The organism is Mycobacterium sp. Aquia_216, from assembly GCF_026723865.1.
Taxonomy (GTDB): domain Bacteria; phylum Actinomycetota; class Actinomycetes; order Mycobacteriales; family Mycobacteriaceae; genus Mycobacterium.
Map to the genome: position 1 here is coordinate 147750 of NZ_CP113529.1, position 25753 is coordinate 173502.

16 protein-coding genes are annotated in these 25753 nt (G+C 66.8%); 4 read left to right on the forward strand and 12 right to left on the reverse strand.

Annotated elements, in window-relative coordinates; genetic code table 11:
• The first annotated feature begins 93 nt into the window (after positions 1-93).
• Positions 94-588, forward strand: coding sequence for a hypothetical protein (locus OK015_RS00780; protein ID WP_268128529.1), 495 nt, complete (start codon positions 94-96; stop codon positions 586-588).
• 24 nt (positions 589-612) lie between these two features.
• On the opposite strand, the gene OK015_RS00785 is transcribed toward OK015_RS00780, so the two are convergent.
• Complete coding sequence (locus OK015_RS00785) at positions 613-1479, reverse strand: cyclopropane mycolic acid synthase family methyltransferase (protein WP_268128530.1); 867 nt, start codon at positions 1477-1479, stop codon at positions 613-615.
• 153 nt (positions 1480-1632) lie between these two features.
• Between OK015_RS00785 and OK015_RS00790 the strand changes: the two genes are divergently transcribed.
• Positions 1633-3405: an acyl-CoA dehydrogenase family protein gene (locus OK015_RS00790; protein ID WP_268128531.1), complete on the forward strand. Its 1773-nt coding sequence runs from the start codon at positions 1633-1635 to the stop codon at positions 3403-3405.
• A gap of 150 nt (positions 3406-3555) precedes the next feature.
• Here the strand turns inward: OK015_RS00790 and OK015_RS00795 are convergent, their stop codons facing one another.
• From OK015_RS00795 to glf, 11 genes are all read right to left on the reverse strand, one after another.
• Positions 3556-5115, reverse strand: coding sequence for an acyl-CoA carboxylase subunit beta (locus OK015_RS00795; protein ID WP_268132365.1), 1560 nt, complete (start codon positions 5113-5115; stop codon positions 3556-3558).
• Between the two features lie 11 nt (positions 5116-5126).
• On the reverse strand, positions 5127-10463 hold the full coding sequence (pks13, locus tag OK015_RS00800) for a polyketide synthase Pks13 (RefSeq protein WP_442791182.1): 5337 nt from the start codon (positions 10461-10463) through the stop codon (positions 5127-5129).
• An 11-nt stretch (positions 10464-10474) separates the two neighbouring features.
• A complete protein-coding gene (gene fadD32, locus OK015_RS00805) occupies positions 10475-12373 on the reverse strand; it encodes a long-chain-fatty-acid--AMP ligase FadD32 (RefSeq protein ID WP_268128533.1) in 1899 nt (632 codons plus the stop codon).
• A 271-nt stretch (positions 12374-12644) separates the two neighbouring features.
• Positions 12645-13655, reverse strand: coding sequence for a carboxylesterase Culp6 (culp6, locus tag OK015_RS00810; RefSeq protein ID WP_268128534.1), 1011 nt, complete (start codon positions 13653-13655; stop codon positions 12645-12647).
• A 129-nt stretch (positions 13656-13784) separates the two neighbouring features.
• Positions 13785-14690, reverse strand: a complete 906-nt coding sequence (locus tag OK015_RS00815) for an esterase family protein (RefSeq protein ID WP_442791183.1) — start codon at positions 14688-14690, stop codon at positions 13785-13787.
• 153 nt (positions 14691-14843) lie between these two features.
• A complete protein-coding gene (ag85A, locus tag OK015_RS00820; RefSeq protein WP_268128535.1) occupies positions 14844-15881 on the reverse strand; it encodes a diacylglycerol acyltransferase/mycolyltransferase Ag85A in 1038 nt (345 codons plus the stop codon).
• A 324-nt stretch (positions 15882-16205) separates the two neighbouring features.
• Positions 16206-18188, reverse strand: coding sequence for a terminal beta-(1->2)-arabinofuranosyltransferase (aftB, locus tag OK015_RS00825; protein ID WP_326498507.1), 1983 nt, complete (start codon positions 18186-18188; stop codon positions 16206-16208).
• Positions 18175-19086, reverse strand: a complete 912-nt coding sequence (locus OK015_RS00830) for a decaprenyl-phosphate phosphoribosyltransferase (protein ID WP_268128536.1) — start codon at positions 19084-19086, stop codon at positions 18175-18177. The genes aftB and OK015_RS00830 overlap by 14 nt, the downstream gene beginning before the upstream one ends.
• A gap of 11 nt (positions 19087-19097) precedes the next feature.
• Positions 19098-19619, reverse strand: a complete 522-nt coding sequence (locus OK015_RS00835; protein WP_268128537.1) for a phosphatase PAP2 family protein — start codon at positions 19617-19619, stop codon at positions 19098-19100.
• Complete coding sequence (locus OK015_RS00840) at positions 19612-21510, reverse strand: glycosyltransferase (RefSeq protein ID WP_268128538.1); 1899 nt, start codon at positions 21508-21510, stop codon at positions 19612-19614. Before OK015_RS00840 ends, OK015_RS00835 begins: the two co-directional genes overlap by 8 nt.
• The gene (gene glf, locus OK015_RS00845; RefSeq protein ID WP_268128540.1) at positions 21507-22763 is read right to left on the reverse strand and encodes a UDP-galactopyranose mutase; all 1257 of its coding nucleotides are present in this window, start codon (positions 22761-22763) and stop codon (positions 21507-21509) included. Before glf ends, OK015_RS00840 begins: the two co-directional genes overlap by 4 nt.
• A gap of 251 nt (positions 22764-23014) precedes the next feature.
• On the opposite strand from glf, the gene OK015_RS00850 reads away from it, so the two are divergent.
• Together OK015_RS00850 and OK015_RS00855 are read left to right on the forward strand one after the other, a co-directional pair.
• On the forward strand, positions 23015-23923 hold the full coding sequence (locus OK015_RS00850) for a PirG (RefSeq protein ID WP_268128541.1): 909 nt from the start codon (positions 23015-23017) through the stop codon (positions 23921-23923).
• Positions 23924-24066: 143 nt separating this feature from the next.
• Entirely contained in the window at positions 24067-25731 is a 1665-nt protein-coding gene (locus tag OK015_RS00855) for an LGFP repeat-containing protein (protein WP_268128543.1), read from the forward strand.
• Positions 25732-25753: the final 22 nt, after the last annotated feature.

A 25753-nucleotide genomic window follows, 5' to 3' on the forward strand; every position in this document is an offset into this window, starting at 1 on the left:
GTAATTCCTTGCAATTGGTTTGATCCCGGCAAATAAAGGTCAATATCTATTTCGCTGTGATGCAGCTAACCCAGGGGGAGGAAGGGTGACTCGATGCACACTTGGAAACGGTTAGCGGCATGTGCCGCGGCGGTGTCCCCGATGGCGACCGCGGGGATCGCCGTCGTTGGGGCCGAGGCCGGGACAATCGTCGTTTTGGATAGCAAACTCCGTCGCTGCGACTTCAGCCTGGTGAGCACCGTGCCGATGGTGCCGCGGTCCGCACTGGGCACCGGTTCGGTGATCATTCATACCGCAGGAGGGAAAGCGATCGCCGAGGTGCGTCTGTCGGATGCCCCGGAGCCGGGAACCCATTTCGACGTCGGCCTTATTCAGGAACCTCGGCCGGCATCGGATAACTGTGGCCCCGGCACTCCGGGCACCGCCTTTTCCGGCATGGACACCGACGGGGCCGGCGGCGGAACCGTCACCGTTTCGGACACTATTCGGCAAGGCACGACGGGTGTCTGGGTAATTGTCGAGCGCCCGAATCCGAACTCCCAAAACCCGGCCGAGTACTACACATCTGAGTTTGTCGCGCCGGTTTAAGACCCGCCGGCCGGAAGGGCACCATCACTGCTTCCGCAGGGTGAATTGGTTGAGGTCGGTGTAGCCCTTGCGGAAGAGATTCGCGCAGCCGGTGAGGTACTTCATGTAGCGGTCGTAAACCTCTTGGGACTGAATCGCGATGGCCTCGCTCTTGTGCGCCTCGAGGCCCGCGGCCCATACGTCTAGAGTCTTTGCGTAATGCCGTTGCAGCGATTGGCGACGCTTCAGCTTAAACCCGGCCTTCGCCGAGAACTCCTGCACCATCTGGATGGTCGGCAGGTAGCCGCCCGGGAAGATTTCGGTTTTCATGAAGTCGCTGAATTCGACTATCTCCATCGTCAGCGGCAAGCCGGACGCGATGATTTCCCTCTCCGACAAGACGGTGATCGTGTGCAGCAGCATCGTGCCACCGGCCGGCAACAGGTCATAGGCCCGCTCGAAGAAACCGGTGTAGCGGTCATAGCCGACATGCTCCAACGGGCCGATCGCCACGATCCGGTCCACCGGCTCGTGAAACCGCTCCCAGCCCTCGAGCAGCACCCGCTTGGAACGCGGGCTCTCCGACGCCGCGAACAGCTGCTCGACGTGGGCAACCTGGTTCTTGGACAACGTCAACCCGATGACGTTGACGTCCCATTTCTCGATGGCTCGCATCATGGCGGCGCCCCAGCCGCAGCCGATATCAAGCAACGTCATGCCCGGCTGCAAGCCCAGCTTGCCAAGCGAGAGGTCGATCTTGGCTATCTGCGCCTGTTCCAATGTCAGGTCCTCACCCAGGAAGTAGGCGCAGGTGTAAGTCTGAGTGGGGTCGAGGAAAAGGCGGAAGAAGTCGTCAGATAGATCGTAGTGAGCCTGCACATCCCCGAAATGCGGCGTCAGCTCCTCGGCCATGACTGTGTTGCCTTTCCCTGGACCCCGTCGGCGGTCCAGTCGCTGTGCGGCTTGGCGTTGGTGAGTCGTGGTTGGTCCACTGTAAGACGAACACCACGAGTGAGCAGTTCGTTGCTTTCACCTCACGGGGTCTGGCTGTAATACCGTCGCGTTATGAGCGAGTACGACCTAGAGGCCGTGGACAGGTTGCCCTTTTCCACTCCGGACAAGGCGCTGCGCTACCGAACGGACGACTATTGCGGCGCGGTGGGCCTCAACTGGTACCGCACCGATCCCACGCTGCAGTTCACCATGGCGTACTACCTACAGCCCGACGAGCTGGCCGTCGCCGAACCCCACCTGACGCGCATCGGTGAGCTGATGGGTGGGCCGGTGGCCCGGTGGGCCGACGAGACCGACCGCAACCCGCCGCGGCTGGACCGCTACGACCGGTGGGGACACGACGTCAGTCAGGTCGTCATGCCGGAGTCGTTCACACAGTCCAAGCGTGCCGTGCTGGACGCCCAGCAGGCGCTGCGCGCCGACGCCCGCGCGGCCAAGGTGAGCTCGGGACTGGCGTTGTTCGCATCCAACTACCTGCTCAACCAGGCCGACATCGGGATGGGTTGCGCGCTGGGCACCGGCGGGGGCATGGTCCAGTCGCTGGTATCCGCGTATGCACCCGCCGACGTGCGCGACCACGTGCTGGCCAAGTTCGCCTCCGGCGAGTGGGCCGGCGAGACGGCGCAGCTGCTGACCGAGCGCACCGGCGGATCCGACCTCGGGGCGCTGGAGACCACGGCTACCCGTAGTGGAGACGCGTGGCTGCTCAACGGCTTCAAATGGTTCGCGTCCAACTGCGCCGGGGAGGCCTTCGTGGTGCTGGCCAAACCCGAGGGCGCTCCCGACTCGACCCGCGGCATCGCGAACTTCCTGGTGCTGCGCACCCGCCGCGACGGTTCGCGCAACGGGGTGCGGGTGCGCCGGCTGAAGGACAAACTCGGCACCCGCTCGGTGGCCTCCGGCGAGGTCGAGTTCGTCGACGCCGAGGCCTTTCTGCTGTCCGGCGAATCCAGCGCCGGGTCGGGGCCGTCCGACGGCAAGGGGCTCGGCCGGATGATGGAGCTGACCAACGCCGCACGCCTTGGCATCGCGTTGTTCGGGCTGGGCAACGCGCGCCGCGCGCTGGTCGAGTCGCTGTGCTACGCGCGGCAGCGGCGAGCGTTCGGCGGCCCGCTCATCGACAAGCCGCTGATGCGGCGCAAGCTGGCCGAGCTGATCGTCGATGTCGAAGCCGCGCAGGCAATGGTTTTCGACGGCACCGGCGCCGCCAACCACCGCCAGTCCCGCAGCATGCGGCAGCGCATCGCGGTGCCCGTCACCAAACTCAAGGTGTGTCGGCTCGGCATCACCGCGGCCTCGGACGCGATCGAGATCCACGGTGGCAACGGTTATATCGAGACCTGGCCGGTGGCGCGGCTGTTGCGCGACGCACAAGTGAACACGATTTGGGAAGGCCCGGACAACATCCTGTGTCTCGATGTGCGCCGCGGCATCGAGCAGACCCAGGCGCACGAGACGTTGTTGGCGCGCCTGCACGATGCCGTGTCGGTCTCCGACGACGACGAGACCACCGCCCTGGTGGCCCGCCGCGTCGAGGATCTCGACGCGGCGATCACGGCCTGGACCAAACTCGACGGCACGGTCGCCGAGGCACGGCTGTTCCCGCTTGCCCAATTCATGGGCGACGTCTATGGCGGCGCGCTGCTGATCGAACAGGCCGCCTGGGAGCGGGCCACCCGGAGCGGCGAGCGCAAGGCGCTCGTCGCGCGGCTCTACGCGCAGCGCTATCTTGCCGATCGCGGACCGCTACGGGGTATCGACGCCGACTCCGACGAGGCACTGGAGCGCTTCGACGAGTTGGTCGACGGGGCACTGGCGCTATGAGGAATCTCGGTACGGCAGTCGCCAGCCTCGTCAACACCAAAAAGGTTGGGTTAGAACACTTCTGGAAAGCGATACCGCATGCGCTATCGCTTTCTCGCACGATGTGGCCTCCGGTTTCCCGGTGCCGCTGAGACGGGTGTGATTCGACGGCTAGACCGGGATCAGCCCGTGCTTGCGTCCGACCCGGAACCATAATTGCTTGTCCCGCAACAGGTGCATGGACTTGCGGATCAGCAGCCGGGTGTCGTGCGGGTCGATAACCGAGTCGATGAACCCGCGCTCGGCGGCGGTCCACGGGATCGCCATGTTGAGGTTGTAGCCCTCGATGAAGTCCTTCTTGATCTGCTGCGCCTCGGGCGTGGTGGGGTCCGGGAAGCGCTTCATCAGCAGCTGCGCGGCCCCTTCGGCACCGATCACCGCGATGCGCGCGGTGGGCCAGGCGAAGTTGAAGTCGGCGGTCAGCTGCCGCGATCCCATCACGGCGTAGGCGCCGCCGTAGGACTTGCGGATCGTGACGGTCACCTTCGGCACGTCGGCTTCCACCACGGAGTAGAGGAATCGGCCGCCGCGCTTGATGATGCCGTTCTTCTCCTGCTCGGCTCCGGGCAGGAAGCCGGGCGTATCCACCACGAACACCAGCGGGATGTCGAACGCGTCGCAGAACCGGATGAACCGCGCGGCCTTGTCGGAGGCTTCATTGTCGATCGAGCCGGCCAGGTACATGGGCTGGTTGGCGACGACACCGACCGGGCGGCCGTCGACCCGGGCATACCCGGTGATGATGGCCGGCCCGTGCTGCGCGGCGACGTCGAGGAAGTCGCCGTCGTCGAAGATCCGCAGCAGCACTTCGTGCATGTCGTAGGCCGCGTTGTCCGAGTCCGGAATGATCGTGTCGAGTTCCAGGTCGCTCGGCGTGATCTCCGGCTCCAGCCCAGGATTGACGATGGGCGGCTTGTCGAAGCAGTTGGACGGCAGGAAGGACAGGAAGTCACGCACGTACTGGAAGGCCTCGGCCTCGGAGTCGACGACCTGATGCAAGTTGCCATAACGGGCCTGAGCGTCGGAGCCACCGAGCTCGTCGAGGCTCACGTCTTCGCCGGTGACCTCCCGGATCACGTCCGGCCCCGTGACGAAGAAGTAGCCCTGGTCGCGCACCGAGACGAGCAGGTCATCCTGGATCGGCGAATACACCGCTCCCCCAGCACATTTGCCGAAGATGAGGGAGATCTGCGGCACCAGACCGGACAGCGCCTCGTGGCGGCGGCCCAGCTCGGCGTACCACGCCAGCGAGGTGACCGCGTCCTGAATCCGGGCTCCACCCGAGTCCTGGATGCCGATGATCGGACACCCGACCATCGCGCACCATTCCATCAGCCGGGCCACCTTGCGGCCGAACATCTCGCCGACGGTGCCCTGGAAAACGGTCTGGTCGTGGGAGAACACCCCGACGGGCCGGCCGTCGACCAGGCCGTGGCCGGTGACGCAGCCGTCACCGTAGAGCGCGTTCGGGTCGTTCGGAGTCTTGGCGAGGGCCCCGACTTCGAAGAACGTGCCCGGATCCAGCAGCGCGTGGATGCGGGCACGCGCGCTGGGGATGCCTTTCGCGTCGCGCTTGGCGGCGGCCTTCTCGCCGCCGGGCTCCTTGGCCAGTTCCAGGCGAGCATTCAGCTCGGCCAGCTTCTCAGCGGTCGTGTGTGCGCGAGAAGGCACTTCACCCGTCACTACTTGCCTACCTCAGTTGTTTGAGTGGTTTGCGCCTCCACCTTATTCAGCACCTCCGCCAGGTGAGCACCCACCTTGGCGATGATCGGTTCGTCGATGGCCTGAATGTGCTCGCCACCGATCGGCACGACCTCGAGGTCGGCCACATACTCGCCCCAGCCGCCGTCGGGCTTGCGGACGGCATACCGGGGCTCGAACTCGATGACGTCATCGTGGTAGCGATCGGCCATGTAGAGAGTCACGTGGCCGTCGTAGGGCTCGATCTCGACGGTCTCGAGCGCCCGGTTGTCCAGGTAGGACGTCCGCTGGTGCTCGATGATGCCACCGGGAACCTGCACGCCGCTTTGCTGGACGATGTCAAGCACAAACTTGACCTGACCCTCGTCGTCGAGTTCTTCGAGCTGCTCGTAGGGGATCCCGGGAATCTCGACGTTGAAGGTTCGCTCGGCGAACTTCGCGTACCGGTCCCAGCGCTTGCGCGTTTCCTCCTTGGTCTGCGGGATCTCCTCGCCGGCGCGCACCGTGTCGATCAACCCGACAAACCGCACGTCGGCGCCCGCCCGCTTCAACCCGATCGCGCACGCATACGCCAGCGCACCGCCCAGTGACCACCCGGCCAGGACGAACGGTTTGCCCTCGTTCATTTCCAACAGCTTCGGCACGTACTGGGCGGCCCGCTCCGCAACGGTGCCTTCGACGCGCTCGAAGCCGTACATCGGTGTGTCCGCCGGCAACCGGTTGAGCAGCGGCTCGTACACCACGGTCGACCCGCCCGCCGGGTGGAACACGAACACCGGCACCTTGGAGTCGTCCTCGGGGCGCGGGCGCAGCGTGCGGACGAAGCCGTCGATCTGACCGGCCTCGAAGTAGGAGCGCACCTTCTCGGCCAGCGCCTCGATGGTTTCCGACGTCAGCACATCCTCGGCGCTGATCGGCCCCTCGGCACGCTCGGCGAGCCGTCGCGCCATCTTGGCGGCGGTGTCGTCGTCGAGCTTGGGCAGCGGATTGAAGATGCCGCCCGGAGACTTGCCGGTGACGATCGCCCAGGTGGCGAACACGACCCGCTCGGCTGCATCGCGCGGCGGCACATCGGAGTTCAGCGCCTTGGCCACCGCCTCCTGGCTGAGCGCCTCGGCCGCCGCAGTCAGATTCGGCTTGGCGCCGTTGGCGTTGCCCGAAGGGCCGGACGGATCGGTCGGCGGTGGCGGAATCGGAAGGTCTCCGGCAGCAGGGGTCGGAGCTTCGGCTGCCTCAGCGGTCTTGGGGCCGCCGTGCAACAGCTCGGCCTGCTCCCGGGCGATCTCGTCGGCCGTCTGCGTCTTCTGGTGCTCGGATAGCTCCTGAACCTCGTCACGGTGCTCGATCGCGTACTCGATCAGCTTCTCGACGTTGTATAGGTTGGCGTCGCGCACCGCCGTCAATTGGATCGGCGGCAGGTCGAAGTCGTACTCGACGCGGTTCTTGATTCGCACCGCCATCAGCGAGTCCAGGCCCAGCTCGATCAGCGGCACCTCCCACGGCAGGTCCTCGGGCTCATAGCCCATGGCCGCCGCGACGATCGCGCCCAGCCGCTCGGCGATGGTCTCGCCGGACTCCGGCGACCATTTCGTGAAGCCGGCCGGCATGTAGCGAGTGGTCAGACTGTCGCCCAGCGTTTCGGCGCCGTCATCCTCGACGAGCTCCTCCGCAACGGGCGCTGCGACCGGGCTGGCCACGGAGGTCCCGGTCGCGATAGCCGTGCCGGCGCCGACCGCGGCGGGCAACACCGATTCCGAACCGCCCCGGGCCACCAGCGCGTCGTAGACCAGCGTGAACGACTCGTCGATTCGGGCGTGCACCTGAATCGAGGCGCCGCCGGGGTGCCGCGTCAGCGTCGTCACCAACCGGGCACCCAAACCTGGCACCGCTCGCTTCTCCGAGGCCGTCAGCTGGGCGTCCGGAAACACTTCGGCTGCGGCGGCTCGCACCAGTGCCGCGAGATCGGTCGTCTCCCGGGGCGCGTATTCCCACACGTGGCGGCCGTCCGGGAGTGCGACATGGGCGCCCGGCATCAGCACCGAGCCATCGCCGGCGAAGTGCGCGTCCAGCCAGTGCTCCTTGCGCTTGAAGCGGGTCGGCGGGATGTTGGCGTAGTCCTGCGGTCCGGCGGCGCGGGTGAACAGCGTCCGCATGTCCAGGTCGTGGCCGTAGACGTAGAGCTGCGCCAGGGTCGACGTGATCGACTCGACCTCGTCCTGCTTGCGGGCCAGCGTCGGGATCAGCTGGGCGTCATGCAGACCGGCGTCCGCGGTGGTCAGACCCACCTGCATCAGCGCGACCGGATTGGGGGCGAGCTCCAGGAACGTGGTGTGCCCGCTGTCGACCGCGTTGCGGATGCCGTGGGTGAAGTAGACGCTGTGACGCAGCCCCTTCTTCCAGTAGTCGACGTCGTGGATCGGCTCGCTGCCGGGCTTGATGTAGCTGCCCTCGTGCACCGTCGAGAAGATGCCGGCGGTGGGGCTCATCGGCTTGATGCCCTGCAGCTCGGCGGTGAGCTCGCCGAGCAGCGGGTCCATCTGCTGGGTGTGGCTGGCGCCCTTGGTCTGGAACTTGCGGGCGAACTTGCCCTCGGATTCGGCGCGGGCGATGATCGCGTCGACCTGTTCCGGCGGACCGCCGATGACGGTCTGGGTGGGCGCGGCGTAGACGCACACCTCGAGATCGGGGAAGTCGGAGAACACCGTCTTGATCTCGTCGGCGGAATACTCCACCAACGCCATCAGCCGGATGTATTCGCCGAACAGCATCGCCTCGCCCTCGCCCATCAGGTGCGAGCGGGAGCAGATCGCGCGGGTGGCGTCGCGCAGCGACAGGCCACCGGCGAAGTAGGCCGACGCGGCCTCACCCAGCGATTGACCCACCACCGCGGCGGGTTTGGCGCCGTGATACTTGAGTAGCTCACCGAGCGCGATCTGGATCGCGAAGATGGTGACCTGGGTGGTTTCGATGCCGTAGTCCTGCGAGTCGTCGAGGATCAATTCGAGCACCGAGTAACCCAGCTCGTCCTGGACCAGTGCGTCGACCTTTTCGATCCACTCGGCGAAAACCTCGTTGCGCAAATACAGGCTCTTGCCCATCTTGCGGTGCTGGGCACCGAACCCGGCGAGCACCCACACCGGGCCGTTGGTCACCGGCCCGTCGACGCTGAACACGTTGGGTCGCTGCTTGCCCTCGGCCACCGCGCGCAGTCCCTTGACGGCTTCCTCGTGGTCGTGGGCCAACACCACCGCGCGCGAGCGGCCATGGTTGCGCCGCGACAGCGACCGCCCGATCGACTCCAGCGACGCCGCCCGGCCTTCGGGGCTTTCCATCCAGTCCGCCAGCTCGGCTGCGGCCGCCTTCTTGCGCGAGGTCAGAAACGCCGACACCGCGAGCGGGATGAGCGGCTTGGTTGGTTCTGACTCCTGTCGCGCGGCAAGCTCCTCCAGTGCCGCCGCTTTGAGGTCCAACGCCTCTTCGGTGACGCCCGGCAGCTCGGGCTCGGCCTCGTCGAAGACCAATCCGTCGGTGATGATGTTGCCGAAATCGTCGAACCGCAGCGAGTGACCTTCAGGCGTGGGCGCCTCGGCCGGGTCGGCTTCGGCGGCCGCCGCTACCTCGGGCTCGGGTTCGGGTTCGATCCCGTCGCTCGGCAAGACCTCGCGGAGCACCAGGTGCGCGTTGGCCCCCCCGAAGCCGAAGCTTGACACCCCCGCCACGGCGTAGCCGCCGTAGCGCGGCCAATCGGTGGCGGTTTCAACGACTTTCAAGTGCATACCGTCGAAGTCGATGTAGGGGCTGGGCCCGGCGAAGTTGATCGACGGCGGCAGCTTGTCGTGCTGCAGCGCCAACACCACCTTGGCCATGGCGGCCACGCCGGCCGCCGACTCCAGGTGGCCGATGTTGGTCTTTATCGCACCCAGCAGCACGGGCTGATCGGCGGCGCGGCCGCGCCCGACCACCCGACCAAGCGCCTCGGCCTCGATCGGGTCACCGAGGATGGTGCCCGTACCGTGCGCCTCGACGTAGTCGACCGTCCGGGGGTCGATGCCGGCGTCCTTGTACGCCCGGCGCAGCACCTCGGCCTGCGCATCCTGGTTGGGGGCAATCAGGCCGTTGGACCGGCCGTCGTGGTTGATGGCGCTACCGGCGATGACGGCCAGGATCTGGTCGCCGTCGCGGCGCGCGTCGTCGATCCGCTTGAGCACCACCATGCCGGCGCCCTCGGAGCGCGTGTAGCCGTCCGCGTCCGAGGAGAACGACTTGATCCGGCCGTCGGGTGCCAGCACCGCGCCGATCTCGTCGAAACCCAGGGTCACCGCGGGAGTGATCAGCGCGTTGACACCACCGGCAACCGCCACGTCGCACTCGCCGTTGCGCAGCGCCTGCACCGCCTGATGGGTCGCCACCAACGAACTCGAGCAGGCCGTGTCGACGGCGACCGAGGGGCCGCGGAAGTCATAGAAATACGACACCCGGTTGGCGATGATCGCAGTCGAGTTACCGGTGATCGCATAGGGATGCGCGACGGTCGGGTCCGAGATGGCCAGGAAGCCGTAGTCGTTGTTGGTGAAGCCGACATAGACGCCGACGGCCTCGCCGCGCAGGCTGGACGCCGGGATGCGGGCGTGCTCGAGCGCCTCCCAGGTCATTTCCAATGCCATCCGCTGCTGCGGGTCGATGTTGTCGGCCTCGGTCTTGGCCACCGCGAAGAACTCGGAGTCGAAGCCCTTGATGTCCTTGAGGTAACCGCCGCGGGTGCGCGCGGCGGCGATGCGTGCGGCCAGCCGCGGTTCTTCCAGGAACTCCGACCAACGCCCTTCGGGCAGGTCGGTGATGGCATCGCGACCCTCCATCAGCGCTTGCCAGGTTTCGTCCGGGCTGTTCATGTCACCGGGCAGCCGGGTGGACAGCCCCACGATCGCGATGTCCACACGCTCGGCCGGGCCGGTGCGGGTCCAGTCGACACCGGCGAGATCGTCATCGGGGCGTTCGGGTTCACCCTCGATGATGCGGGTGGCCAGCGATTCGATCGTCGGGTGCTGGAAGGCCACCGCGACCGACAGCATGACACCGGTCATGTCTTCGATGTCGGAGGCCATCGCCACGGCATCTCGTGATGACAGGCCCAGCTCCACCATCGGAACGGACTCATCGATGGAGTCGGGCGATTGCCCGACGGCCCGGCCCACCCAGTTGCGCAACCATTCCCGCATCTCGGGCACCGTCATGTCGGTCTTCTTGGCGGGTACCTGCCCGCCAGCGGCCTGGGCGGCGTTGTCAGAGTTGTCCGGAAGGTCAGATTCTGTGTCAGCCATGGTTCCTGATTTCAGTCTGTTGCAGTGGCAAAGGCGGTCGGGGAGCCGATGCCGCTGCGCAGACTGCCGTCGAGGTAGGCGGCGCGGCAGGCCCGGTGCCCGATCTTGCCGCTGGACGTCCGAGGAATGGTCCCCGACTGCACCAGCAGCAAGTCACGGACGGTGACCCCGTGGCGCACGGCGATGGCCGCGCGAATGTCGTCGGCGATGGGCTGGTAGTCGAGCTTGTGGGTGCCGGCGGCGCGTTCGGCGACGATCACCAGCTGCTCGGAAGTGTCGTCCGGGTCGAACTTGAGCCCGGCGTGCGGGTTGTCGAACACCGTTTGCGGCAGCTGGTTGGCCGGAACCGAGAAGGCGGCGACGTATCCCGTGCGCAGCGCCTTGCTGGCCTCCTGCGCCGAGTATTCCAGGTCCTGCGGGTAGTGGTTACGCCCGTCGATGATGACCAGGTCCTTGATCCGGCCCGCTATATAGAGGTGGCCGTTGAAGTAGGTGCCGTAGTCACCGGTGCGCACCCACAGCCCGCCGTCCTCGGCTCCCTCGGCGTGTGACTGGCTGATGCGCGACTTGAGGATGTTGCGGAATACCTCCGTGGTCTCCGCTTCCTTGCCCCAGTAGCCGGTGCCCAGGTTCTTGCCGTGCAACCAGATCTCGCCGATCTGGCCGTCCGGCAGCTCGGTGGCCGTGTCGGGGTCCACGATGACCGCCCACTCGTCCACACCGATGACGCCGGCCGACACCTGGGCGACGGCGTTAGGTGAGTCCGCGGCCACCTCGACGAAGCGCTGCTTGTTCAGCTCCTCGCGGTCGACGTGGATGACGGTCGGCGCCTCGTCCATCGGGGTGGTCGAGACAAACAGCGTCGCCTCGGCCAGACCGTAGGACGGCTTGATCGCGGTCTTACGCAGACCGTAGGGCGCGAACGCTTCGTAGAACTTGCGCATCGACGCCGGGGACACCGGCTCGCTCCCGTTGAGGATGCCCTTGACATTGCTCAGGTCCAGCGGCGGTTCGTCGTCTTTGGGTAGGCCGCGGACCGCGGCGTGCTCGAAGGCGAAGTTCGGCGCCACGGTGAAGACCTCGCAGTCCGGGCCGTCCTCGGGCTTGCGCGCCATCTCCCGGATCCAGCGGCCCGGCCGGCGCACGAACGCGGCCGGGGTCATGAAGGTGAAGCTGTGGCCGAGCACCGGCGACAGCAGCGCGGTGATCAGGCCCATGTCGTGGAAGAACGGCAACCAGGACAGGCCACGGTCGCCTTCTTTGCCCTCAAGCCCGTTGAGTACCTGCAGCACGTTGGTGGGCAGGTTCAAGTGGGTGATCTGCACGCCGGTCGGGGTCCGAGTGGAGCCCGAGGTGTACTGCAGGTAGGCGATCGTGTCCTCGTCGGCATCGGGAGCTACCCAGGTGGCCGCGACTTCGGTGGGCACCGCATCGACGGCCACGACGCGCGGCCGCTCCTTGGCCGCCCGGGCCCGGATGAACTTGCGGACGCCTTCGGCGGCCTCGGTGGTGGTCAGGATCGTCGACGGGGTGCAGTCGTCCAACACGGCGTGCAGGCGGCCGACGTGACCCGGCTCGGCCGGATCGAACAGGGGCACCGCGATCCGTCCGGCATACAGCGCACCGAAGAAGGCGACGAGGTAGTCGAGGTTCTGCGGGCACAGGATCGCGATGCGGTCGCCCGGCTCGGTGACCTGCTGCAGCCGGGCTCCGACGGCGCGGTTGCGGGCGCTGAAGTCGGACCAGACGATGTCGCGCTCGACACCGTCACGTTCGGTCGAGTAGTCGATGAAGCGGTAGGCCAGCTTGTTGCCGCGCACCTTCGCCCACTTCTCGACGTGCTTGACCAAGTTCGTGTTGTCCGGAAACTTGATCTTTCCGTTCACGATGAACGGGTTGTGGTACGCCATGCCGCCCTCTCCTGTTACACACTCGCCGGTCAGCTATTCCGGCGGTCCTGGTGTCGGCTTCGCCGACGATGTCCTCTGCGCGCGGGCCGGCCTCGCGTTCGGCGCAAATCTGCGCCGGTCCGTCCGAGTTTCCACCCGGGTCGGGAACCGCCAAACTTCTATCGCTCTTAGTTTTCTCTTAATGTTAGGCGTCGGCGCGCGGCAGACCAAATCTCAAGGTACCGCCGATTGCTCTCGGTACCGCCTACCTAATCGCTGTGTCCCCCGGGAGTCACCCGTGCTTGGGGTGCGGAGCGTTTTCGATGAGACTACGCGTCCAGTTCAATGTCCAATCCGTGGCCGCGGCGCCGTCCAGATTCCAGAACTGGGTGGTGGCGTACATGGCGTGGACCGGCTGGCCCGCACCACCGGCCAGCGTGTTGAGTGTATTCGGCAGGTTCGCGACGCTGAACGCCTCGTTCGGAGCGGCGCAGATCAGATCACCGGGTGCGCAGATCTCGTTCGTCTTGCTGTTGAGGTCACCGAATCCACCGGGCCGCGCACCGGTCATCGTCAAACCGAGGCCGGACAACATGGGCACCTCGTGGAGGGTGACTTCGGCACCCTCGCCCGGCGGGTTGGGCCCGACGTCGTTGCCCACGCCTTGCTGGCGGCGGCCGTCGGCGATCAGCGTCACCCCGAGGACCAGGTCGTCGTCGACGGGTCCGCGGCCGTTGCCGACATCGCTGGCGATGTCGCCCGCGATCACCGCGCCCTGCGAGAAACCCAGCAGCACGTAGCTGGTCAACGGGCACTTGTTGGTCATATCGGTGAGCGCCTGGACCGCCGCGCGGGTGCCTTCCGCCCGGCTGTCGTTGTACGACATCTGCTTGACGCCGCCGAGCGGATTGTTGAACTGCGCCGTATAGGGAACCGTGTAGGTCAGCACCCGCGAGGTCGGAAACTGCTGACTGATCGCCCCGGTCAGATTGTGCAGCAACGCATTGGGGAATTGCATCGGGTTCAGGGGATCGTCCTGCAGCGACGATTCCCACGTCCCGGGAATCACCATCAATTCCACATCGGGGCAGGACGCGTCTTGCGACGCGGGCCGCGGCTTGTGCGGATGGGTCGTCGTCGAGGACGGGGGTAGCACGCCGGGCGGCACCGCGCTGGGCGGCGGTTCGGTGCTGCGCAGCATCGTCACCACGGCCACGATGACCAACAACACGACCCCGGCCATGGACAGCGCGGCCACCCAGGCGAGGATTCGGCGCCGCTTGCGCTGGGCGTTGGTGCTCATGTTCTCCTGCTAGCAGAGTCGGGGGGTCGCAGTTCGATAACAGGCAAGTGGCCATCCCGCCCTCTGCTGACCCAGTACACGGTACCGGCTCGGCGCGCGGCGCCGTCCGTCCTGCCAGCGGGCCGCGGGCTAGCGGATAGCGCCCACGATGTCGCCCGACATGGCACCCAGCTGTCCCGACCACGAGCCCCAGCCGTTGTCGCCGCCGCCCGGGAAGTCGAAGTGGCCGTTGTGGCCGCCGACGCTGCGGTACTGCTGATAGAACATGCGGCTGTTGCCCATCGCCTCACCGGCTTGCCCGATCATCGCGGCCGCATCGCCGCCCATGTTCGTCGGGCTCCAGACCCATACCCGGGTGTTGTTCTGCGCCAACAGCGACGCGTGCACCCACGGGTCGTGCCACTTCCACCGGCCCAGTTGCGGGGCCCCCCACATGCCGTTGCCGTCCACGCCGCCGAACTGCTGCAGGCCGGCCAGGATCGAACCGTTCGTCGTCGTATTCGACGGGTAGAGGAATCCCGACAGCGAGCCGGCGAAGCCGAAGCGGTCGGGGTGGAAAGCGGCCAGCGCCATCGCGGCATAGCCGCCCTGGGAGGCGCCCACGGCGGCGTGGCCGCCGGGTGCCAGACCCTTGTTGGCCGCCAGCCAGTCGGGTAGCTCACTGGACAGGAAGGTGTCCCACTGCTTGCTGCCGTCTTGCTCCCAGTTGGTGTACATGCTCCACGCGCCGCCGGCGGGTGCCACCACCGAGATGCCCTTGCCGCCCAGCGTGCCCATCGCGTTACCCGCGGTCACCCAATTGCTGACGTCCGGCGCGGCATTGAAGGCGTCCAGCAGATACACCGCGTGTGGACCACCCCCCAGGAACGCGACCGGGATATCACGGCCCATGGCGCCGGACGGCACCATCAGGGTCTCGTAAGGCGCCGGCGCAGCCTTGCCCGTGATTCCTGCCGCCGCACCGCCGAATCCGAGTGTCAACGTGGCAACGCAGAGCACCCGCAGAAGCGTTGCCAAACCCCGCACGCTACCCATGTCCACCCTCCATCGTGTAGTCGCCGTGTTTGCACAGTAACCAGGGCCGAAGTGAAGCGGACCCGCAGGGTAGTGAAACAGATCACACCGCAGGACGACTAACGGCGGAAACCCCGAAGGGTTCCCGCCGTCGATCGCGTTGCTCTGAAGGTTCTACGTGCCCTGAGTGGAACCGGCGTTGGACGCGGTGGCCGGGCCCGCACCCGGGGTAGCGCCCAGTGCCGACTGCAGGTCAGGCAGCATGGCGTGCACCTGCGCGCCCCAGTAGGGCCAGTCGTGGGTGCCGTTGGCGTCGAAGTTCCACACCGCGTTGTGGCCGCCGGCCGCGTTGTAGGCGTCCTGGAACTTCAGGTTGCTGGTCCGCACGAAGCCTTCCAGGAACTTGGCGGGCAGGTTGTCGCCACCGAGGTCGGACGGCTTGCCGTTACCGCAATACACCCAGATGCGGGTGTTGTTCGCGACGAGCTTGCCGACCTGCAGCGACGGGTCGTTGCGCTGCCATGCCGGGTCGCTGGAGGGGCCCCACATGTCCTTGGTCTTGTAGCCGCCGGCGTCACCCATGGCCAGGCCGATCAGCGACGGGCCCATCCCCTGCGACGGGTCCAGCAGCGCTGACAGCGAGCCGGCGTACGGGAACTGTTCAGGGTGGTAGGCCGCCAGGATCAACGCCGACGAGCCCGCCATCGACAGACCGACGGCCGCGCTGCCGGTCGGCTTGACCTGCTTCTGGGCCGACAGATACTGCGGCAGCTCGCTGGTCAGGAAGGTCTCCCACTTGTAGGTGGTGCAGCCGGCCTTACCGCAGGCGGGCGCGTACCAGTCGGAGTAGAAGCTGGACTGACCGCCGACCGGCATGACAACCGAGATGCCCGACTGGTTGTACCACTCGAAGACGGGGGTGTTGATGTCCCAGCCGTTGAAGTCGTCCTGTGCACGCATCCCGTCGAGCAGGTACAGCGCAGGCGAGTTGGCGCCACCGCTCTGGAACTGGACCTTGATGTCGCGGCCCATGGCCGCGGACGGAACCTGCAGGTAATCCACCGGCAGACCCGGGCGAGAAAACGCCCCTGCGGTCGCCGGGCCCCCCACGACGCCGATCAGACCCGAAAGCAGGGCCGCGCCCACGGCTCCAACTGCGAGTCGGCGTGGCATCCGTGCCACGGCGCCGCGAAACCTGTCAACAAACGTCATTCTTGCTTCCTCATCCTCTCGGCGCGCCCGCCATCGGGACGCGTCGTTGATTGGGGTCGAACTGCATGCGATCGGGCGCAGCAGTGCTTCTGTAGTCAACCACACCAACCCGCGAGCGCTCTCATCGAGGAGATTCCGCAAACGCGCCTCCAGCGACGATTTCGGGGGGTTTTCGGACCGGAAACGATGGCCGAAAACTGCATTTCCCCATGTGCCGGGCGGTGCACGCGCACAGGTGACGGCGCAAATGTGAATTTGCTGTCAGAGTCCCGACCCGCAAAATTGTGACTGGTTCGCGATCGGTGAGATTTATCCGCGCAACATTCACTCACGCGGCAGCGGCGGAGCCGGTTCCGGCACCGGTAGGCCACACCTGGCGAGCTCGTAGAGCGGAACCCGGTCGATCCGGTAGGCGGTGAAGTCGAAGGAGTGCAAGAAGTTTGAGACGAACCGGTGCAGCGACATCGGCGCACGCACCGACGCCAGCATCGCCTTGGTCTCGGGACACTGCAGGGCCGCCACCGCCTGGGCGACCCAATTCACGTCCAGGTAGCCCGGAACGCCCGGATAGATCTTCACCCAGGGTCCGTCGGCGATCACCCAGTCCGGGAAGAGGTTTTTGTCATGCCCGATCCGGCCGTGCGTCAGACGCTGCGTGTGCTGGGCGAGCGGATTCGCCAAGCCGATTTGGTCGATCACCCGGACGTCGAGTCCGACGTTCATACCCAGCATGCCCAGGTTCGTGAAAAAGACCGCATGCTGCGGCTTCTGAGGCGTGGGGCTACCCGGCCCGGGCTGTGCCATCGGTACCAGGTCCCACTGCGTGTAGTTGCCGGACGGCAGCAACAAGGCCCCGTCCGGAGTGTTGTCCAGCGCCGTCAGCACGGCCGCCATCCTCGGGTAGTCGAGGTAATCGGCGGCGGTCAGCGGGTGCGCGTGCCCGGTCGCCTGGGCATAGAAACGGCGCTCGTCGACGATCCCGGTGTAGGTGACGTGGGTGGCGTCGTACCCCATCCCCGGCGAGTTTGCTGCCCACAGTGACCAGCCCGCGATGCCGAGCCACAGCAGGCTGGCGGCACCGGTCAGCCAGTAGCCCGTCTCACGTGAGTAGTCCTGCCCGTCGGGGATCAGCACGGGGATCACCGCCACCGGGGCCAGCAAACAAAACAGCGGCGCCAGCAGCACTCGCGCGTGCATGAAATCGCCGCCCTGCCGGGTCCAGTACAGCGCCTGCAGAAGTCCGCTCACGAGGACGAACGTCACCGCCGCCGGCGGGCTCTGCACCGCCCGGGCCAGCCGGCCGTAGTTGGGCGCGAGCATCGGGCGCAAGAACGACGGCCGACGCCGGGCCGCCACCAGCAGCAGCCCCAGCGGCACCAGTAGCAGCACCGGCAGCCACACCGCGTAGGGCTGGACGAAATTCGACAGGTAGATCATGCCCTGGGACCACTTGTCACCAGCGGCGTCCTTTGCCAGAGCCGTGCCGGGCACCAACAAGCCGTAATAGCCCATCCGGAAGATCTGGTAGGCCACCGGAAGGAAGCCGCCGACCACCACGATCAGCGCCCGACGGCGCCAGGTCCGGGCCGCGATCAGCATCATGATCAGGGCCAGCCCGCCCATCAGCGCCAACTCGGGGCGGACCAGCACACTGCACCCCGCGACGAAGGCCAGCGCGCCGAGGAACACCTCACTATCCGGCCGGTTCCGCAGCGGCTGCGACCAGCGGACCATCATCCACCACAGCAACCCCAGGTAGGCCAGCGTCAACCCGCTCTCCAAGCCGGACGTGGCGAAGTCACGCGCCGGTGGCAGCGCGATGTAGACCAGCGCCCCGGCGGGCAGCATCACCGCCCGGCGGCCCCGCAAGCTGGGCGCGTAGAGCCGAGCGGCGCCGAGCATCAGCAGCGCCACACCCGACACGGAGAGCGCCAGCGCCAGCGCCAGCGCCACATACTCCATGCGCAGCGGCCCGCCGACCCAGCTTCCGACGTACATCAGGTAGGTCCACGCCGTGGAGGTGTTCGCCTCGACCCGCTCGCCCTGGTTGAACACCGGTCCGTTACCCGCCAGCAGGTTGCGCACCGTGCGCAGCACGATCAGTCCGTCGTCGGCGATCCAGCGCCGTTCCCATGCTCCCCACCCGAACAGCACGGCGACCACCGCCACGCTGCTCCACAGGCTGACCCGGACCGCGACGGCGTACGGGAACGGCGACCGGCCAACCGGCCTGACCCGCGGTCGACGGCGCATCACGGTGCCGTTGAAGCGCTTGAGCGCCTCCAGCCCGGTGCTAGCCGAAGGCAACGGCGGCACCAACTGTTGCGATCCACGCTAGAAACAGCAGCTGCAACACCCGGTCCCGCAACGCGATGTCCTCAGGCTCACCGGCCAGTCCGCCGTCGACGTCGACCGCATAACGCAGGATCGCGATTGTGAACGGAACCATCGAGACCGCGAACCAGGATCCCGAGTAGCGGTCCCGCTCGAATGCCCACATCCCGTAGCACAGCACCACCGCGGTCGCCGACATCGTCCAGACGAATCGAAGGTAGGTGCTGGTGTAGCTTTCCAGGGATTTGCGGATCGCAGCTCCGGTGCGCTCGGCCAACTGCAACTCGGCGTAGCGTTTGCCGGCCACCATGAACAGGGACGCGAACGCCGCCGTCAACAAGAACCATTGGGACAGCGGGATACTCGCGGCCGCACCCCCGGCGATCGCCCGCAGCAGATACGCCGACGACACGATGCAGATGTCCATCACCGCTTGGTGTTTGAGGCCGAAACAGTAGGCCAGCTGCATCGCGATGTAGACGGCCATCACGACGGCGAGGTTCGGCGTGAGCCACCACGAAATCGCGAGGGAGGCCGTGCCGAGCACCGCGGCCAGCACGTACGCCAGCCATTCGGGCACGACGCCGGCCGCGATCGGCCGGAATCGCTTGGTCGGGTGCTCCCGGTCGGCCTCGACGTCGCGGACGTCGTTGATCAGGTAGATCGCCGAGGCAGCCAGGCTGAACACGACGAACGCCACGCCCACCTTGGTCGCCACTTCGGCGTAGTCGTAACGGACGCCGCGGCCGGCCGCGGCCACGGGTGCGGCCACCACCAGCACGTTCTTCACCCATTGCCGGGGGCGTATCGCCTTGATCACCCCGGTGATCAGGTTTGCCGGGGGTTGTCCGGTCGCCACGTCTTCACTCATTTCGGTCACACCTATCTCGACTTTCTATCGAGCCAGAGTGCAAGGCGCGCGACCGCGGCGCCCAACGCCACGCCGAAGGCGACGTCACTGGGATAGTGCACGCCCAGCACCAGCCGGGACAACGCCATCGGCGGCACCAGTACCGCGGGCAGCGGGACCCCGGTAGCGCGGCCCATCAAAATCGCCGCGGCCGTGGTGGACGTGGCGTGCGCGGACGGGAAACTCAGCCGGCTGGGAGTTCCGACATTGACCGCGACGGCCGGATCGTGCGGTCGTTCGCGCCGCACCACCCGCTTGAGCAGCACCGCGGCCGCGTGCGCGGCGAACGTACCCGCGAAGGCCACCAGCCAGTCCCGGCGCCGGCGCTCGAACAGCAGCGCGCCGAGCAGCTCGGCGATCAGCCAGCCGACGCTGTGCTCCCCGAAGTGCGACAGTCCGCGCGCGGTCGACAGCACACCCGGGCGGCCGGCCAGCGCCGACTGGACGGCCACCAACGCGGCAACTTCGCCGCCCGGCACCGCCGGATCAGGCATGTTGCGACTCGCGTTTGGCCTCCGGCAGTAGCACGGTCTCCCACTTCTGCTTGCTGGACAGCACCGGCAGCGCGCCCCGGTACACCCGGCGCATCTCGTCGAACCGGGTCAACAGCTGACGCTGGCGACGCAGCGACTGCAGCAGCAGCGTGAACATCTTGCGCCGATCACGCTGCCGGTAGACCACGCCACACCCGTCCGCGGTGGTGACGGTGACACCGTCGACAGTGCACAGCCGGAACCAGCGCGCATCCTGGGTCGGCACGTTGAACTCCGGGCGCTGGTGGCTTTCCGGGTCGGCCTTGGTGGCGTTGTGCAGGATTCCCCGGGCCAGTCGATAGCCGATGGACACCGGGTTCACCGGCGGCTTCATCGCCTTGCTCTGGTGCTGCGGCGGGGGCAGCTCGCTGGCCGCCGGCAGCACGACGGCGTCCGGGTACTCCTTGCGCAGCCGGTGCACTTCCGGCAGCCCCGATTCCAGAATCGAGAAGATGTGCTCGGGGCCGGCGAGGAAGTCGTCGATGGCCCGGTTCTGGATCGCGACCGTTGAATATTCAAGGCAGGCAAGGTGTTTCAGCGTCGCCTTGAAGTGGCTGCGCACCAGGCCGGAAATGTCGCCGTCCCAGTGCAAGGCGGCGACCACCAGCCGGTTGCGCAGGTGGAAGTAGGCCTGCCAATCGATGGCGTCGTCCTTGTCGCTCCAGGCCATGTGCCAGATCGCCGCCCCGGGCAGCGTGACCGTTGGGTAGCCGTGCTCGCCGGCGCGGAGACCGTATTCGGCGTCGTCCCATTTGATGAACAGCGGCAGCGGCTGGCCCAGCTCCTCGGCGACCTGGCGCGGGATCATGCACGTCCACCAGCCGTTGAAGTCCACGTCGATGCGGCGGTGCAGCAGCGCGCTGCGATCGTTCTTGTCGCCCAACGGGAATTCGGCGAAGTCATGGTCATACTCGGCGTGCGGCGCGGCCGTCCACATGAAGTTCGACTGATCGACGACCTCACCCATGATGTGCAGGTGCGACGGCTCCTGCAGATTGAGCATCTGACCGCCGATCAGCGTGGGAGTCTTGGCGAAGCGGTTCATCGCCAGCACCCGCAGAATCGTGTCCGGCTCGATGCGGATGTCGTCGTCCATGAACAGAATCTGTTGGCAATCAGTGTTTTTCAGCGCTTCATACATCACTCGGCTGTAGCCACCGGAACCGCCGAGGTTGGGTTGGTCGTGGATCGAGAGCCGATTGCCCAGGCCCGCGGACGCTGCCGCAAAGTCCGGATGATCGCGCACCTTGCGCGTGCCCTGATCCGGGACGATCACCGCACCAATTACCTTGTCCACCAACGGGTCTGCGGTGAGGTCTGCCAGCGCATTGACACAGTCGGCGGGGCGGTTGAACGTCGGGATGCCGACGGCGATGTTGGCCGTGCCCGGCGCGGGTTCGGTCGCATACCAGCCTCCGCTGATCACGTTGACCGCGGTGTCGGTGGTGATGTCGAACCAGATCCAGCCGCCGTCCTCGAACGACTTGAGCGCGACCTCTATCTCGACGACGGCCGGCTGCTCGTCGGTGCCGACGAATTGGCGGCCCTCCACCGAGATCCGCACCCCGGTGGCCTTGGTGCGGTACAGGTCGACGCGTCCGGTCCCGGTCAGCTCGACCCGCAGCACCACCGCTTGGCAGATCGACCAGCGGCGCCAATAACTCGCCGGGAAGGCGTTGAAGTACGTGGCGAACGAGACCTCGGACTCCTTGCCGATCTCCAGCGAGGTGCGGCTGGTCGCGTGCGCGCGCCGGGCGTTGGTGGTCGACTCCTCGAGGTACAGCTTGCGCACGTCGAGCGGTTCACCCGGACGGGGCAAGATGATTCGGGACAGCAAGCTCACGGCGGTCATCGGTGCGCGCCTTCCTCTTCGATTTCGGTCGGCGACGATGCAGGCCGTGGATCGGCCTGCGGAGAAGCCGGCCCATCCAGTAGAGCGACCCCGTCGCGCAGGTGTGGCGCGAGGATGTTGTCGTACATGTTCAGCGCGCTGGCAATCGCCATATGCATATCCAGATACTGATAGGTGCCCAACCGCCCGCCGAAAAGAACCTTCGAAGCAGCGGTCTCGGACTTCGCCCTCGCTCGATAGGCGGCCAACAGGGCGCGGTCGGCCTCGGTGTTAATCGGATAGTAGGGCTCGTCGTCGGCGCCGGCGAACCGGGAGTACTCCCGCATGATCACGGTCTTGTCGGTCGGGTAGTCGCGCTCGACATGGAAATGACGGAACTCGTGGATGCGGGTGTAGGGGACGTCGGGATCGTTGTAGTTCATCACCGGTGTGCCCTGGAAGTCGCCGACGGGTAGGACCTCGAGCTCGAAGTCCAGGGTGCGCCAGCCGAGCCGGCCCTCCGCGTAATCGAAGTAGCGGTCCAGCGGGCCGGTATAGACGACCGGGGCGTCGGGGCTCTCGGCGCGCAGTTGATCGCGGACGTCGAACCAGTCGGTGTGAGTGCGGACCTCGATGCGGTCGTCGGCGGCCATGTTCTCCAGCCATGCGGTGTAACCACCGACCGGCAGGCCTTCGTAGGTGTCGTTGAAGTAGCGGTTGTCGAAGGTGTAGCGCACCGGCAGCCGGGTGATGTTGGCTGCGGGCAGCTCCCTCGGATCGGTCTGCCATTGCTTGGCGGTGTAGCCCTTGACGAATGCCTCGTAGAGCGGCCGGCCGATCAGCGAAATGGCCTTTTCCTCGAGGTTCTGCGCGTCGGCGGTGTCGATCTCGGCGGCCTGCTCGGCGATCAGCTGCCGGGCCTGCTCGGGGGTGAAGTACTTGCCGAAGAACTGCGACACCAGGCCCAGGCCCATCGGGAACTGGTAGGCCTGCCCCTTGTACAGGGCGAACACGCGGTGCTGGTAGTTGGTGAAATCGGTGAACTGGCGCACGTAATCCCAGACCCTCTTGTTCGAGGTGTGGAACAGGTGGGCGCCGTACTTGTGTACCTCGATACCGGTCTGCGGCTCGGCTTCGGAATAGGCGTTGCCGCCGATGTGCGGGCGCCTGTCGACGACAAGGACCCGCTTCCCGAGTTGGCTGGCCACGCGTTCGGCGATGGTGAGGCCAAAGAATCCAGAGCCGACGACGAGGAGGTCAAAACGTGCAGTCATCGGTTGCTTAGGGTATCCGACGCCACGGGCGCAACCCCATTTGACAAGGCTGTGGGGCGGGGTTAGAGCACGTGAAGACTGGTTTGCAGGGACCCGAATCGCACGTAACGCGCAGGGTCGCAAAAACCTCACGATTCAATATCACCACTCTAGTAACACCTTCCTCACTCGTACCATCGACTTTGTGTGGTTCCCGCGAATACGGACTGACGGGATCCGCCCGACACAACCGATAGATTGAGGAGACTTCCGTGCCGAACCGACGCCGTCGCAAGCTCTCGACAGCCATGAGCGCGGTCGCCGCCCTGGCAGTGGCGAGTCCTTGCGCCTACTTCCTTGTTTACGAATCGACCGCCAGCAGCAAGCCCGTGGAGCACCACGAGTTCAAGCAGGCAGCGGTCATGACCGACCTGCCCGGTGAGCTCGTTGGCGCGCTCACCCAAGGCTTGTCCTCGTTCGGGCTCAACCTGCCGCCGATTCCCGCCCTGGGCGGTGCCGGTACCGGCGCGAGCGGCCTCACCAGCCCCGGCCTGGGGACTCCCGGTCTGGGTACTACGGGTCTGACCAGCCCGGGTCTGGCCAGTCCGGGTCTGGGAGCTCCTGGCCTGGGCACCCCGGGTCTGACGAACCCGGGCCTGACGAGTCCCGGCCTCACCGCGCCTAGTGCGCTGACACCCGGTGCGCCGACGACTCCCGGCCTGGCGACAACGCCTGGCGCGGGGATAAACCCGGCGCTGACCAGCCCGGCTGCCGGGCTCACTCCGGGCGGCCTGGGCGCCCCCGGCGAGGTGCCGATCAGTGCGCCGCTGGACGCGGGTGCCGACGGCACCTACCCGATCCTCGGTGACCCGTCGACGCTGGGTGGCGGTTCGCCTACCGGCGGCAGCGGTGGTGGCGGCCTTGTCAACGATGTGATGCAGGCCGCCAACCAGCTGGGCGCCGGTCAGGCCATTGACCTGCTCAAGGGCTTGGTGATGCCGGCCATCGCGCAGGCTCAAGGCGGCGCGCTGCCGGGTGCCGCTGGCGCCCTGCCGGGTGCCGCCGGTGCGCTGCCGGGTGCGGCACACGCCCTGCCGGGTGCGCTCGGGGCCCTGCCGGGTGCCGCCGGCGCTCTGCCGGGAGCGGCCGCAGCGCTGCCACCGGCGCTGCCTCCCGTCTAGAACTTCCGGGGTCCTGTTACCTGACGGCACCGCAGAGGCATCAAACCTCTGCGGTGTCGTCGAACAGTTTCCGCCCCAGGTTGGACACGCAGAATATCGTGTCGCCTCATCAATAACATCAGAAACACACGTAACATCAGCTGGTGTCGTCCCGTAGTCGTGCGCCCACGACGTTTCTTACGGCCATCGCGGCCACGGTGGTCATCGTGTCGGCGGTGGCGGGGCTGACCCGCGACTCCGGCGCCCGCGCCGGCGCACCGCCGGCCCGCGATACCCAGCTCACCGAGCAGCCGCTCGTCGGGCTGGGCGGCGGCGTCACCGTTCGCGAAATCACCCAGGAGACACCGTTTTCTCTGGTCGCGCTCACCGGCGACCTGGCCGGCACCTCCACCCGGGTGCGGGCTAAACGCCCCGACGGTTCGTGGGGGCCCTGGTATCAGACCGAGTACGAGACCGCGGCACCCGACAACACCAGCCCACCGGCGGGCGAGTCGGCCCAGCCGGTCGGGCCGACCGAGGGACCCCGCAGCACCGATCCGGTGTTCGTCGGCACCACGACAACCGTGCAGATCGCGGTCACCCGCCCACTCGATGCCGCGGTGACCCTGGGGGCGCCCCCCGCGGCGGCACCGAACAACGATCTGGGCTATCGGCCCGCCTCCAAGGAACAGCCGTTCGGACAGACCATCTCCGCGATCCTGATCTCCCCGCCGCAGGCTCCGGCCAAGACGCAGTGGACGCCGCCGTCCGGAGTCCTGATGCCCGGGCAGGCGCCCGCCATCATCAGCCGGGCGGAATGGGGTGCCGACGAGTCGCTGCGGTGCGGTAGCCCGCAGTACGACAATGGAATTCGCGCGGCCGTCATCCATCACACCGCGGGCAGCAACGACTACTCGCCACTGGAATCGGCGGGCATCGTCAAGGCCATCTACACCTACCACAGCAAGACGTTGGGCTGGTGCGACATCGCCTACAACGCCCTGGTCGACAAGTACGGCCAGGTGTTCGAGGGCAGCGCCGGGGGTCTCACCAAAGCGGTCGAGGGCTTCCACACCGGCGGGTTCAACCGCAACACCTGGGGTGTCGCGATGATCGGCAACTTCGACGATGTACCGCCGACCCCACTTCAGCTTCGCGCCGTCGGGCGGCTGCTCGGCTGGCGCCTCGGCCTGGACGGCGTCGATCCCAAGGGCACGGTGACACTGGAGTCCGCGGGCAGCCACTACACCACGTTCCCCGCCGGCGCCTTCGCGACGCTCCCTACCATCTTCACCCACCGCGACGTCGGCAACACCGACTGCCCTGGCAACGCGGCCTACGCGCTGATGGACGAAATTCGGGATATCGCATCCCATTTCAACGACCCGCCCGAAGAGTTGATCAAGGCGTTGCAGGGCGGCGCGATCTACCAGCATTGGGAGGAGCTCGGCGGGATGAACAGTGTGCTGGGCGCACCGACCTCGCCGGAAGACAACGCCGAAGGTGATGCCCGCTACTCCACCTTCGCCAAGGGCGCCATGTACTGGTCCGCCGTGACCGGAGCACAGCCCGTCACCGGCGCGATCTATGACGCCTGGGCCTCGCAGAGCTACGAACGCGGTCCGCTGGGCTTGCCCACCAGCGCCGAAATCCAAGAGCCGCTGCAGATCACGCAGAACTTCCAGCATGGCACGCTGAATTACAACCGGCTCACCGGAGACGTCAACGAGGTCCTCGACGGGATCACGACACCGCTCTCGGCGGCAGCCCCCGGCGCGCCCAGCGTCCCGCCGGAACACTTCTCGCTACCGACGCACCCGGACGCCTGACTCCCGGCCCCGCCACGGCGTC